Source organism: Ramlibacter sp. (genome assembly GCF_035706265.1).
Taxonomy (GTDB): Bacteria; Pseudomonadota; Gammaproteobacteria; order Burkholderiales; family Burkholderiaceae_C; genus Ramlibacter.
This window is the reverse complement of record NZ_DASSVG010000128.1, coordinates 16,027-29,986: the sequence shown is the minus strand read 5'-3', so window position 1 is coordinate 29,986 and position 13,960 is coordinate 16,027. Positions and strand designations below refer to the sequence as shown.

6 protein-coding genes are annotated in these 13,960 nt (G+C 70.6%); all 6 read right to left on the bottom strand.

What is annotated here, in order from left to right; genetic code table 11:
- Positions 1–27 precede the first annotated feature (27 nt).
- The 6 genes from glgA to glgB are packed head-to-tail and all read right to left on the bottom strand — an operon-like array spanning position 28 to position 13,749.
- The gene (gene glgA / locus VFM98_RS05070; RefSeq protein WP_325108810.1) at positions 28–1,518 is read right to left on the bottom strand and encodes a glycogen synthase GlgA; all 1,491 of its coding nucleotides are present in this window, start codon (positions 1,516–1,518) and stop codon (positions 28–30) included.
- Positions 1,515–6,584: a malto-oligosyltrehalose synthase gene (locus VFM98_RS05065; protein ID WP_325108809.1), complete on the bottom strand. Its 5,070-nt coding sequence runs from the start codon at positions 6,582–6,584 to the stop codon at positions 1,515–1,517. Before VFM98_RS05065 ends, glgA begins: the two co-directional genes overlap by 4 nt.
- Complete coding sequence (gene treZ, locus VFM98_RS05060; protein WP_325108808.1) at positions 6,581–8,404, bottom strand: malto-oligosyltrehalose trehalohydrolase; 1,824 nt, start codon at positions 8,402–8,404, stop codon at positions 6,581–6,583. Before treZ ends, VFM98_RS05065 begins: the two co-directional genes overlap by 4 nt.
- A 2-nt stretch (positions 8,405–8,406) precedes the next feature.
- Positions 8,407–10,587 carry a glycogen debranching protein GlgX gene (gene glgX / locus VFM98_RS05055; RefSeq protein WP_325108807.1) on the bottom strand — a complete coding sequence of 727 codons (2,181 nt, stop codon included), beginning with the start codon at positions 10,585–10,587 and terminating at the stop codon, positions 8,407–8,409.
- A complete protein-coding gene (locus VFM98_RS05050) occupies positions 10,584–11,885 on the bottom strand; it encodes a glucose-1-phosphate adenylyltransferase (RefSeq protein ID WP_325108806.1) in 1,302 nt (433 codons plus the stop codon). The genes glgX and VFM98_RS05050 overlap by 4 nt, the downstream gene beginning before the upstream one ends.
- Positions 11,872–13,749: a 1,4-alpha-glucan branching protein GlgB gene (gene glgB, locus VFM98_RS05045; protein WP_325108805.1), complete on the bottom strand. Its 1,878-nt coding sequence runs from the start codon at positions 13,747–13,749 to the stop codon at positions 11,872–11,874. The genes VFM98_RS05050 and glgB overlap by 14 nt, the downstream gene beginning before the upstream one ends.
- Positions 13,750–13,960 lie beyond the last annotated feature (211 nt).

The window sequence follows — 13,960 nt, the reverse complement described above, 5'->3', positions numbered from 1 at the left end:
AAAACCGCCCGCATCGTCGCATGCGCCTTATCGCGCTGCAAGCTCGCTCGCCTTTCCGCCATCCACCACCACCCCCGCCGCCTGGTACACATCCAGGTACTGCAGCGCGCTGTCTTCCCAGCCGAACTCGCGTGCCATGCCATTGGACTGGATGCGGCGCCATTGCTGCGGCTGCTTCCACGCCGCCAGCGCGCGTCCCAGCGCGTCCTGCAGGCCGGCGGCGTCGCAGGACGGCATGACGAAGCCGGTGCCGCGCTGCGGGTCCGCCGTGGCGTCGGTCACCGAGTCGAGCAGGCCGCCCACCGGCGCCACGATCGGCGGCGTGCCGTAGGCCTGGCTGTACATCTGGTTGAGGCCGCAGGGCTCGAAACGCGAAGGCATCAGGAAGGCATCGGCGCCGGCCTCGATCAGGTGCGCCAGCGCCTCGTCGAAGCCGAGCGTCACCGCCACCTGCTTCGGATGCTGGCGCGCGGCGGCGGTCAGCGCCTCCTGCAACTCCGGCACCCCCTGGCCCAGCACCACCAACTGCCCGCCCGCGCGCACCAGCGCCGGCAGCGCATCGAGCACGATGTCGATGCCCTTCTGCGCCGTGAGCCGGCTCACCACCGCGAAGAGCGGCGCGGACTTGTCCACGGCAAGGTGCACGCGCTGCTGCAGGATGGACTTGCACTCCGCCTTGCCCTTCAGGTCCTCGCGAGTGAAGCGCTGCGGCAGCAGCTTGTCCTGCGCCGGGTCCCACAGCCTGCGGTCGATGCCGTTGAGGATGCCGCGCAGGCGCGAGGCGCGCGCGCGCAGGATGCCGTCGAAGCCGGCGCCGTGTTCCTCGGTCTGGATCTCGCGCGCGTAACTCGGGCTCACGGTGGTGATCGCGTCGGCGAACTGGATGCCGGCCTTCAGCATCGACAGGTCGCCCCAGAACTCCACCCCCTCGATGCCGCGCCAGTGATGCGGGATGCCCAGCGCGTCGGCTTCGCCCATGGGGAACACGCCCTGGAACGCGAGGTTGTGGATCGTGAGGATGCTGGCGGCCGTCGGCTCGTGCGGCGCGATCATGCGCGTCTGCGCCAGGTACAGCGGCGCCAGGCCGCAGGGCCAGTCGTTGGCGTGCACGACGTCGGCGCGCCAGCCGCGCAGCGGCGAATGCACGGTCCCCAACTGCGATGCCACCCGGGCCAGGAGCCCGAAGCGCATCGCGTTGTCGAAATAGTCGCGGCCACTGGCATCGACGTAGGGACCGCCCGGGCGCTGGTAGAGCGCCGGGCACGTCAGCAGCAGCAGGGTGACGCCGGTGTCCACCTTCACCGGCACCAGCTGCGCCGCCGGCCAGTGGCTGTAGGCCGGCAGGTCCACGCCGTCGCCGATCTCGCCGCTCACCTTCATGCCGCGGTAGGCGGGCATCAGCAGGTGCACGTCGTGCCCCAGCTGCGCCAGCATCGCCGGCAGAGCGGCGCTGACATCGCCGAGCCCGCCGGTCTTGACGTAGGGCGCGCACTCGGGCGTGGCGAACAGGATCTTCATGCCGCTTCCTCCGCATCGGCCACCAGCACCGCGAACGGCAGCCCGCCCGCACCGCCGAACAGCTCCGGCAGGGGCACGGTGGCTTCCTCCTCGCCGGCCGGGGCGCACTCCGCCCCCGTGAGCCAGTTGCGCCAGCGGCGGAAGCGCCGCAGGCCGCCTTCGCTGCCCACCCGCAGCAGCGTGCCTCGCCAGAGCGCCGGCGACCAGTCGGCGTCGTCGCCGTGGCAGAGCGTGCAGGTCAGGCGCGCCACCAGCACCAGCACCGCGTGGCCGTCGCAGACGCGGGCGAAGGCCAGCGCATGTTGCTCCACCGGCCCTTCGACCGCGAGCTGCACGTAGCTGCCCTGGCGGAACAGCTTGCTGCGTTCGCGCCGCAGCGCCAGCAGACGCCACGTCACGAGCTGCTTGATGCGGCCGTCGGCGGCGCCGGCGTGGAGCGCCTGCCAGTGCGCCTCCGATGGCCAGCCTTCGCGGTACAGGGCCTCGATGCCTTCCAGCGATTTCGCCAGCGCCGGATAGTCCACCGGCCGGCGGTTGTCGGGATCGACCAGGCTGAAGTTCCACTGCTCGCAGCCCTGGTACACGTCCGGCACGCCGGGGCAGGTGAACTTGAGCGCCAGCTGCGCCAGGCTGTTGCGGAAGCCGAAGGGCGCGATGCGCTGGGTGAACTTCTGCAGTTCGTCGGCGAAGGGATTGGCGCCGGCGCGCAGCACGCCGTCCACGTAGCGTTCCACCGCGGCCTCGTAGCCTTGGTCCGGGCAGAGCCAGGTGGTGTGCAGCTTGGCCTCGCGCACCGACTTCTGCATGGTCGCCTGCACGCGCTGGCGCAGGTCCTCGCGTGCGGCTTCGTCCGGCGGCTGCGCTGGCCACAGACCCGCGAGCGTCTGGAACAACAGCCAGATGTCGTTGGTGGAGGGCCAGTTGCCCTTGGGCGTGCGCGTGACGAACAGCTGCGCCCAGTTCGACAGGCGCAGCACGCAGTCTTCCCATTGCGCCGGGATCTCCGAGAGCACGTTGATGCGCGCGCGCAGGTCCTCGCCGCGCTTGCTGTCGTGCGTGGAGGTGCCCAGCAGACAGTGCGGCCGGTCGCGCTGCCGCTTCTGGTTGGCGAAGTGGAAGGCGGAAATCGAGACGCCGAAGCTGCGCGGCTCGCCGCCCACCTCGTTGAGTGACAGCAGCGGCACGTAGCGGTAGAAGGCCGTGTCCTCCATCGCCTTGGCCGTCACCGGCGCGGTGAACTGCTGCCAGCGGGCCAGGAAGCGCTGGCGCTCGTCGCGCGGCAGGTTCACCGCTTCGCCTTCGCCCAGCAGCACCTCGCGCAGGTGCTCCAGCACCGTCGCCTCCGAGGCGCCCAGGCGGCGCTGGGCGGCGGCGATGGCCCAGTCCAGGTGGCGCCGGTCCATCTCGCTGGGCGCTTCGTCCACCCGCAGGTAGGTGCGATAGACCGGGAAGGCGGCCGCGACTTCCGCCATCGCCCAGCGCAGGCGGTTGCGGGTGAAGTCGCAGCGCCGGCGGTTGCCGCGCGTCAGGCGATGCAGCGTGTGGGCGAGCCAGTTCAGTTCCGAGTACAGCGAGGTCTCGATGATCAGCTTCTTGCACTGGTACAGGACTTCGTCGAACTCGGTCTCCTGGCCGGTGAAGGCCTGGTAGGCCGCAAGGATCGCGTTCTCGTGGCGCGAGTCGACGAACAGGCCGTTGACCAGCGCGCCGAAGCGGTAGCCGGTGTCGCCGTGCACCGGCCAGCTCTCCGGCAGCGACTCGTGTTCGGCCAGGATCTTCTCCACCGCCAGGTACAGGGCGCGGGGCGGATGGCCGCCGACTTCGGCCTGGGCGGCGTAGCGGGCCTGCAGCTGCTCGAAATAGGCCTGCGGGTCCGACAGGCCGTCCGGGTGGTCGATGCGCAGGCCGGAGAGCAGGCCGTCCTGCAGCCAGTGCAGCACCTTGCGGTGGGTGGCATCGAACACCTCGGGCCGCTCCATGCGCAGCGCCGCCAGCGTGTTGACGTCGAAGAAGCGGCGGTAGTTGACGTCGTCGCTCGCCACCCGCCAGTCGGCCAGCCGGTAGGCCTGGGCCGCGATCAGCTGCTCCAGCGCGTCGAAGCTGGCCGGCTCGCCGGCCTGGCCGTTCAGGCGCTGCACGCAGGCCTCGATCCAGCGGGCCAGCCATTCGTGGCGCGACGCGAGCCGCGCGAGCTGGCGCTTGTAGACGCCGGCGTCGCGCACCCGCGTGCGCCGCGTTTCCGGGTCCGGATCGTCGCGCTCGGGCAGGCGGCCGAAGGAATCGAGCAGCGCCGCCACCACGGCGTGGCTGTCGCCTTCGCTGTCGTCGCGCGCCGGCGGCGCGGGCAGGGCGGCGAAGATCGCGGGATAGCTGCGCGGGTCGATCGGGAAGCGGTGGGCCCAGTAGCGCAGGCCGAACTCGCCGTGCTCCGGCTCGAAGTGCAGCTGGATCTCGCCGGCCTCCAGCACCTTGCCGAAGTGGTCGCCCAGCACCGGCAGCAGCACCCGGCCGGCCATCTCGGGCTGGGCCGGCTTCCATTCGATGTCGAAGGTGTCGGCGTGCGGCGAGGCGCGGCCGTGTTCCAGCACGTCCAGCCACCAGGCGTTGTCGGCTTCCAGCACGCCCATGTGGTTGGGCACGATGTCCAGCACCTGGCCCATGCCGCTGCGCCGCAGCGCCTGGCACAGGCGCGCATGGGCGCGCTCGTCGCCGACCTCGGGATTGAGTTCGCCGTGGTCGACGATGTCGTAGCCGTGCGTGCTGCCCGGGCGTGCCCGCAGGTAGGGCGAGCTGTAGAGATGGCTCACGCCCAGCGCCTTGAGGTAGGGAATGGCCTGCGTGATGTCCTCGAAGGTGCAGCCCTTGTGGAACTGCACGCGGTAGGTGCCGCACGGAATGCTGGCCGTCTCCAGCGCGGGCAGCTGCAGCGGCGCCGCCTCCAGCGGGCGCGGGCCGCTGCGCTCGGCGCGCAGCACCGCCGCCAGCGAGGCCCAGCGCGCATCGCTGCCCAGCGCCTCGACGCTCACGGCCAGCTTGCGCCGCCAGTTGGGGAAGCGGTCCTCGGTGGTGCCCGGCACGTTCACCTGCAGCAGTTGCCCCGTCACGTCTTCCAGCTGCACGCCCACCAGCCAGCAGGGCGTGCGGGCGAGGAAGCCGTACACCGCATCGACGAAGGCCTGCGAGGCATCCGGCATGGAGGTCGGCTGCACCGAGCTGCCGGGCGGCAGCAGCGCCTCGTGCTGCAGGGCGAGCAGCAGGCGGGCGCGGTCCTGCGCGCGCGCGAGCACCTGCTGCTCGTGGGCGGATTCCTGCGGGTACAGGCCCAGCTTCGCCGACAGCTCGATGTCCTCGCCCAGCCAGAAGCCGCGCAGCGTCGGCAGGTCGTGCGTGCTGACCACGGCCAGCGCCTTGGGCTGCCACTGCGCGGGCCGGCGGAAGCCGCCGTCCTCCTCGCGCTCGAACAGCAGCGGCTTGTACGACAGCAGGTTGCCCTCGCGCATGTGCTCGCGCATGCGCGGCGCCACGTTGCCCAGGTCCTCGCCGATCACCATGCACTGGTGGCGCCGGCTCTCCAGGGCCAGCACGCCCATCAGGTCCTCCAGCGGGTAGTCCACGTAGGTGCCGCCATCCGGGCCGGTCCAGAACAGGCGCATCAGCGCCATCACGTGGTCCAGCCGCAGCGCGCCGCAGTGGCGCATGTTGGCGCGCAGGGTGTCGATGAAGGGCTGCAAGCGGCCCTGCTGCAGGCGCTGCGGGCTCCAGGGCGGCAGGCCCCAGTCCTGCCCCCCGGGCGCGAGCGGATCGGGCGGCGCGCCGGCGTGCATGCCGAGCGCGAACATCTGGTGCTCGACCCAGGTCTCGGCGCCGCCGCCGTTCACGCCCACGGCGAGGTCGCAGTACAGGCCGATGCCCATGCAGCGGGTGCGCGCGTAGCGCTGGCAGGACTCGAGCTGCACTTCGGCCAGCCACTGCAGCCAGAAGCGGTAGCGCACGTCGGACGCGTGTTCCTGCGCGAACGCGCGCACCGCGCTGCCCTGCGGATCGCGGTACGCCTCGGGCCAGGCCGGCCAGCCCCAGACGTTCGCATCCTGCGCGTGCAGGTGCGCCTGCAGCGCCTCGAACAGGGCGTGGCGGCCGATGGTCTCGTCGCGCTCGCGCATGTAGGAGAGGAAGTGCGCGCCGCGCGAGCGGTCCTTGTCCAGCTCGTTGCGCTCGAAATGGCGCCACAGGATGCGCAGGATCTCCTCCTTCGCCGCCGCTACGCCGGGATAGTCCACCAGCTCCGGTTCGCGCAGCGCGCGCAGCCGCTCCTGGAAGGCCTCGGACTGCACCTTCTGCAGCGCCTCGTCGCAGCCGCTCAGGTCCACCAGCGCCTGCACGTCGAGGTAGATCGGGTTGAGCGCCTTGCGGCTGGAGGGGCTGTAGGGGCTGGCCGCCGCGGGGTTGTGCGGGAAGAGGGCGTGCAGCGGGCTCAGGCCGATGAAGGAGGCGCCCTGGTGCGCCGCCGCGTCGCACAGCCGCCGCAGGTCGCCGAAGTCGCCGATGCCCCAGTTGCGCGAGGAGCGCAAGGCATAGAGCTGGATCGTGCAGCCCCACCAGCGCTCGCCCTGCTGCAGCCCGGGCGCGACGTGGCAGGCGCGCGGCGCGACGACCACGCGGCAATGCTCCTGCGCCGGCGCGCCATCGAGTGCGAGGCGGTAGTAGCCGGGGGCGAGGTTCGCGGGCAGCGCGATCGCCGCCTGCTGGAAGCTGCGCTGCAGCTCGCCGCCGGCGATCTCGGCGCCGCCGTCCTCCGGCGCGAGCCGCCAGCGCGCGGCGGTGTTGTCGTGGCTGGTCCAGCGCAGCTCGATGCGCTCGCCCTCGCGCGCCACGTGCACGAAGGGCAGTCCGAGGTGCTGCGTCGCGCCGGGGCGGCCGTCTCCCGTCATCGCGTCGACGGCGCGCTGCAGCACGGCCTCCGGAACGATTTCCTCCTTGCCCCAGAAGCCGTGGTAGCGGTCGGCGACGCCGAGACGCCGCGCGCGTTCGGCCAGGGACGTGGGTTCCGCCTCCGCGACGGAGCTCATATCGTGATTTCCTCCCCCAGCGTCCAGCGGGCCGACCAGGCCGGCCAGGTGCCGCGCGGCGTGTCGGCGGGGCAGCGATGGGCGAACACGAGTTGCGCCTCCACCGGGCCGAGGTGCTGCGGCTCGACCTGCAGCGTCTCCGGCCCGAGGTTCAGTTCCAGCGCCAGCATGCGGCCATCGCTGTAGCGCCACTGCACGGCGAGCCCGCGCTCGCCGATGCGCTGCGCCGTATGCTGGCCGGTGAGCAGGAGATGCTGGCGCGGCGTGATGCACTTGCGGCGTGCCGCCAGCGCCGCGCGCACCAGTTCCAGCCGCTCGCGTCCGCGCGGCGCGCGCGCCTGTGCCGGATCGGGGCGGCTGGCGTCGAAGGTCGCGCTGCTGCAGGGATCGGGCAGGTCGGCGGCGTTGCCGTGGCCGAACTCGCGCTTGCGTCCCTCCTGCACCGCGCGGCGCAACTCGCCCTCCCAGTCGGCGAAATAGAGGAAGGGTTCGGACGCGCCCCACTCCTCGCCGAAGAACAGCATCGGGATCGCGGGCGTGAGCAGCGCCAGCAGCGTCGGCAGGGCCGAGGCCTCGGGCGGAATCAACTGCCCGAGCCGCTCGCCGCGCGCGCGGTTGCCCACCTGGTCGTGGTTGTGCGCGAAGTTGACCAGCGTGGTCAGCGGCTGCGGCGGCACGCTTTCCACCTGCAGGCGCGCCCCGCCTTCCTTGCGCTTCGAGCCCTCGAAGAGCATGCCGTGCGTGAGGCAGCGCTCCAGCAGGTCCATGGGCGCATCGCCGTAGTCGTGGTAGTAGCGCTGCGTCTCGCCGGTCAGCGCCACGTGCAGCACGTGGTGGAAGTCGTCGTTCCACTGGCCGTCGTAGCGGCCCGGCTGCGGCGCCGGCGCCAGCAGCGCGTGGCCGTTGTCCTCGTTCTCCAGCACCAGGTGCACGTGGCGGCCCTGCGTGGCCCGGCGCACCCGCTCGGAGAGCTCCTCCAGCACGTGCACCTCGCTGCCCTCGTCGTGAATGGCGTGGACGGCATCCAGGCGCAGGCCGTCGATGCGGAACTCCTGCACCCAGTAGAGCGCGTTGTGGATGAAGAACTCGCGCACCGGGCCGCTGTCGGGGCCGTCGAAGTTGATCGCCGCGCCCCAGGGGCTGGTCTTGGTCTTCGAGAAGAAACCCGGTGCATAGAGCGAGAGGTAGTTGCCGTCCGGCCCGAAGTGGTTGTAGACCACGTCCAGGAACACCATCAGCCCGAGCCGGTGCGCCTGCTGCACGAAGTGCTTCAGTTCGTTGGGCGTGCCGTAGGCGTCGTGCGGGGCGAAGGGCAGCACGCCGTCGTAGCCCCAGCCGAAGCGGCCGCCGAAGTTGGCGACCGGCATCAGTTCCACCGCCGTGATGCCGGTGTCGGCCAGGTGCCGCAGGCGCTCGGCGGCCGCGGCGAACGTTCCTTCCGGCGTGAAGCTGCCGACGTGCAGCTCGTAGAGCACCGTCTCGTTCCAGGGCCGGCCGGTCCAGCCGCCGTCCCATTCGAACTGCTTCGGGTCCACCACGCAGCTCGGGCCGTGCGGTCCTTCGGGGTTCTGGCGCGAGGCCGGATCGGGCACCAGCTGGCCGCCGTCGATGCGCCAGCGGTAGAGCGTGCCGGCGGTGGCGTGCGGCACATGGCATTCCCACCAGCCGTCGGCATCGGCCTCGGCCGGATGGATCTCGGGCGGCGCGCTGCCGCGGGCCAGGGCCACGTCGGCGCGCGTCGCCGCCGGGGCCCAGAGACGGAAGGTGACGCCGCGCGCGTCCAGGCGGGCGCCGAACGGCATCTCGTGTCGGCAGCGCAAGATCAGTCCTCCACCGGCTGGGTGAGCAGGGCCATGGAATGCGCCAGCAGCTCCAGTTTGTCCTCGGCGCGGAAGCGCCGCGCATTCTCGTTCGTGAACAGCCCTTCGGCGGTGTAGACGCGCAGGGCCCAATCGCCTGCGTGCCCCACGGCCTCGGGCACCGTGAAGGTCACGTCCTCGCCGGTGGCGTTGAACGCCAGCAGCACGGAACAGCGCGTGCCGTCCTCGGCCGGCGGCGCGAAGCGGGCGTCCAGGATGGCGGCGATGCAGCGCACGGCCGGATTGGTCCATTCCTCGCCGCTCATCTCGATGCCCCAGACGCTGTACCACACCACGTCGCGCCGGTGCTCGCGGTCGGGCCGGCCACTGAGCCACGCCGGCTGGCGCAGCACGGGCAGCTCGCGCCGCAGGCGGATCATGGCCGCCGTGAAATCGATCAGCGGATCCTGCCGCCGCGCCTCGCTCCAGTCGAACCAGCTCACGGGGTTGTCCTGGCAATAGGCGTTGTTGTTGCCGCCCTGGGTGCGGCTCATCTCGTCGCCTCCCAGCAGCAGCGGCACGCCGCGCGATGCCAGCAGCGTGGCGAGGAAGTTGCGCTTCTGCCGCTCGCGCAGCGCGAGCACTTCGGGATCGTCCGTCGGCCCTTCGGCGCCGCAGTTCCAGCTGCGGTTGTGGCTCTCGCCGTCGCGGTTGTCTTCGGCGTTGGCCTCGTTGTGCTTGTCGTTGTAGCTCACCAGATCCTGCAGCGTGAAGCCGTCGTGCACGGTGATGATGTTGACGCTGGCGCGCGGCGTGCGGCGCGAATGCGAGTAGACGTCCGCCGAGCCGCACAGGGCCGCGGCGAAATCGCCCAAGCTGCCTTCGGTGCCGCGCCAGTAGTCGCGCACGCGGTCGCGGTACTGGCCGTTCCACTCGCTCCAGCCCTGCGGAAATCCGCCGACCTGGTAGCCGTGGTCGCCGAGGTCCCAGGGTTCGGCCACCAGCTTGGCGCGCTTGAGGACCGGGTCCTGCGCGACGGCGGAGAGGAAGGGGCCGCGGTGGTCGAAGCCGCCGTGGCCGTTGCGCGCGAGGGCCGGGGCCAGGTCGAAGCGGAAGCCGTCCACGTGCATTTCCTCCACCCAGTAGCGCAGGATGTCCATGATCAGCCGCAGCATCGCCGGGTGGCTGGCATTGAGCGTATTGCCGGTGCCGGTGAAGTCCATGTAGTGCCGGTGGTCCTCCGTGAGCCGGTAGTAGCTGCGGTTGTCGATGCCCTTGAAGCACAGCGTCGGCCCCAGGTGGTTGCCCTCGCAGCTGTGGTTGTAGACCACGTCCAGGATCACCTCGATGCCGGCGGCATGCAGCGCCTTCACCATCCGGCGGAACTCGTCGGGCTCGCCGGCGGAAAGATAGCGCGGTTCCGGGGCGAAGAACGCGATCGTGTTGTAGCCCCAATAGTTGGCCAGGCCCAGGTCGATCAGCCGCCGCTCGTCGTTGAAGGCCTGCACCGGCAGCAGCTCGACCGCGGTGACGCCCAGGCGCTTCAGGTGCGCGATGGCCGGCTCGGTGGCCAGCCCCGCGAAGGTGCCGCGCAGCGGCTCCGGCACCTCGGGCATCTGCTTCGTGAAGCCGCGCACGTGCACTTCGTAGAAGACGCTGTCTTCGATCGGGGTGGCCGGGGGCTGGTCGTCGCCCCAGTCGAAGTGCGGATCGACCACGATGCACTTCGCCGCCTGCGCGGCGTTGTCCGCGTGGTCCATGTGCAGGTCGCGCTTCTCGTGGCCGAGCGGATAGGCGTACTGCCAGGGCGCGCCGCGCAGCGGCCGGTCGAGCGCCTTCGCGTACGGGTCCAGCAGCAGCTTGTGCGGGTTGCAGCGCCAGCCGTGGTGCGGGTCGTAGGGACCGTGCACCCGCAGGCCGTAGCGCTGCCCGGCGGCCAGGTCCGGCACGAAGCCGTGCCAGACGTCGTCGGTGCGCGCGGGCAGGGCGATGCGCCGCTCTTCGTGCTGGCCGGTGGCGTCGAACAGGCACACCTCCACCCGCTCGGCCGCGCTGGCGTGGACGGCGAAATTGACGCCGCCCTCGACCAGGGTGGCGCCCAGGGGCCACGGCCGGCCGGGAGGGCCGCCGGGGTGGGCCCCGGCTGGCGCCGGAAAACTGCTGACGCGATGCGCGCGGGACTTGCCGACGGCTTGCGCCGTCATGCAAGCACCTCCATCCTCTGCGCCACCTCGCCGAACTGCGCGTCTTCGTCCAGCGGCACGCGCAGGCGCGAGGGCGACTGCAGCCGCGAGGGATAGGCGCCCGCCGGCACCACCACGATGCCCGAGGGCGTGACCGGGAAGCGCTTGCGGTCGGCGTCGAGGTCGAAGCCGATCCGCTCGTCGGCCGGGATGTCGTTGTCCTGGTCGATGATGGCGTTGCGCACCCGCGCGCCGCGGCCGATGCGCGAGCGCTCCATCACGATGCAGTGTTCCAGCCGCGCACCCGGCTCCACCAGCACCGAGCGGCGCAGCATCGCGTGGTCCAGTTCGGCGCCGTCGATGATGCTGCCCGAGCCCACCACCGAGCGGTTGATCACCGCGTTCTCGATCTGCGCCGACTCGGCCTGGTCGGGGCTGGCGTAGATCGGCCACAGCCGGTTGGTCATGCGGAAGCGCGGCTGCGCGCCCAGGGTGTCGAAGTGCGCCTGGTAGTACGCATCGATGGTGCCGACGTCGCGCCAGTAGGCGTGCTCCTCGTAGGGCTCGGTGCCGGGGATCTCGTTGGTGGCGAAGTCGTAGGCCACCAGCTTGTGGCTGTTCACCATCGAAGGCAGGATGTGCTTGCCGAAGTCGGTCTCGCCGCTCTCGTGCATGCGCTTGAGCTGCCGCAGCAGCACGTCGGCATCGAAGATGTAGTTGCCCATCGAGGCCAGCGCGTGGGTGCGGCTGCCCGGCATCGGCTGCGTGGTCTGCGGCTTTTCCTTGAAGTCGATGATGCGATGGTCGTCGTCGACGTGGACGATGCCGAACTGGTCGCACTCGTCCAGCGCCACCGGGATGGTCGCCACGCTCGCATGGGCCTTGCTGCGGACGTGGAAGTCGATCATCTGCCGCACGTCCATGCGGTAGACGTGGTCGGCCCCGAACACGGCCACGATGTCGGGCTGCATGCTCTCGATCAGGTGGATGTTCTGGTAGACGGCGTCGGCCGTGCCCTGGAACCACGCCGGACCGTGGCGCATCTGCGGCGGCACCACCGTGATGAAGTGCTGCGGGATGAAGCGCGCCATGGTCCACGAATGCCGCACGTGCTCGATCAGCGACTGCGACTTGTACTGCACCAGCAGGTAGATGGAGTAGATCTCCGAGTTCACCAGGTTGGACAGCACGAAGTCCACGATGCGGTGCTTGCCGTTGAAGGGCACCGCCGGCTTGCAGCGGTTGGCGGTCAGTGGGTGCAGGCGGGAGCCTTCACCCCCTGCCATGACAAAGGCCAGTACGTTCCTATTGGCGGGCATGAGGATCTTCCTGATGGATGAGCGGGCGATTGGAGAGAATGACGGTGCCCAGGGGCGGCACGGTGACGAGGGCGCTGGCCGGCCAGCCGGCCACGGGATGGGCCGTGGCAGTCACGCGCCCCATGTTGCCGACGCCGCTTCCGCCATAGAAGGCGGCGTCGCTGTTGAGAATCTCATGCCAGTTCCCCGGCTCGGGCATCGCCACGCGCAGCGCCTGCCGCGGCTCCGGGGTCATGTTGCAGATCACGACCGCCATGTCCTCCTCGGACCGGCCGCGCCGCAGGAAGGTCAGGAGCGTCGTCTCGTGGCGCTCGCACGGCAGCCAGCTGAAGCCGCGGCCGTCGAAATCGTTGCAGTGCAGGGCGGGCAGGCGCCGGTACGCGCCGTTGAGGTCGGCCACCCAGCGCGCCAGCCCCGCGTGGTAGGGGCGCGCCCACAGGTGCCAGTCGAGCGTGCGCTCGTGGTGCCACTCGTCCAGCTGCCCGAACTCGCCGCCCATGAAGAGCAGCTTCTTGCCCGGGTGGGCCCACATGTAGCCATAGAGGTTGCGCAGGCCGGCGAAGCGCTGCCACTCGTCGCCGGGCTGCCGGCCGATCAGGCTGCCCTTGCCGTACACGACCTCGTCGTGCGACAGCGGCAGGATGAAGTTCTCGTGGAAGGCATAGACCATCGAGAACCGGATGTCGTCGTTGTGCCAGTGGCGGTAGAAGTGCGGCCGCGACATGTAGCGCAGCGTGTCGTTCATCCAGCCCATGTTCCACTTCATGCCGAAGCCCAGGCCGCCCCAGTCCACCGGCCGCGACACCGCGGGCCAGGCCGTGGACTCCTCGGCGATCATGTGCGCGTCGGGGAAGTGCGAGTAGACCGTGGTGTTCAGGTCCTGCAGGAAGCGCACCGCCTCGTGGTTCTCGCGCCCGCCATGCTGGTTGGGGATCCACTCGCCGTGGCGGCGCGCGTAATCGAGGTACAGCATGGAGGCCACGGCATCCACGCGCAGGCCGTCGAAGTGGTACTTCTCCAGCCAGAACAGGGCGTTGGAGATCAGGAAGTCGCGGACTTCGTAGCGGCCGTAGTTGAAGATCAGGCTGTTCCACTCCGGGTGGAAGCCGCGCCGGGGATCCTCGTGCTCGTAGAGCGCCGTGCCGTCGAAGCGCGCCAGTGCGTGCGGGTCGGCCGGGAAGTGCGAAGGCACCCAGTCGAGGAAGACGCCGATGCCCTGCTGGTGCAGCGTGTCGACGAAGGCCATCAGGTCCTGCGGCGTGCCGTAGCGCGAGGTGGGCGCGTAGTAGCCGGTGGTCTGGTAGCCCCAGGAGCCGTAGAAGGGATGCTCCGTCACGGGCATGAGCTCCACGTGCGTGAAGCCCATGTTGTGGCAGTGCGTGGCGAGACGCGCGGCGATCTCGCGGTAGTTGAGGAAGCGGCCGTCCTCCTCGCGCTGCCAGGAGCCGAGGTGCACCTCGTAGATGGAGATCGGCGCCTGGTGGCCCTGGCGCTGCCAGCGCGTCTGCATCCATTCCTGGTCGCCCCACTGGTACGCCAGGTCCCACACCTGCGAGGCGGTGCCGGGCGGGTGCTCCATGCGGAAGGCGTACGGGTCCGCCTTGTCCATCCAGTGGCCCCAGGGGTTCTGGACGCGGTACTTGTAGCAGTCGCCCGGCCGCACGCCTTCGACGAAACCGGCCCAGCGGCCGCTGCCGTCGTCGACGCGCTGCAGGAGCTGGCAGTTCCAGTGGTTGAAGCTGCCGATCACGCCCACGCTGCGGGCGTTCGGTGCCCAGACGGTGAACCACGCGCCCTTGTCGGTGCAGTGGGCGCCCATCACCTCGAACTGCCGATGGTGATGGCTCGCCCGGCGCCCGACCATGGGATCCGGTCGCGGGGTGGACGGGGTGCTTTTCTCCTCTTGCTGTAGGTGGGGCTTCATGGCCTTCGTCGTTCTAGACGGGCCATTCTGGATTTGGGCCGGATGCCGCGATGAAGGAAGCACCGACCAAGCGGCGTAGGCCGGAACCTACATACGGACCAGAAGGTAATCGTCGGTGCCGCGTCGGCGGTCCACCGACGTCGAGCTGGCG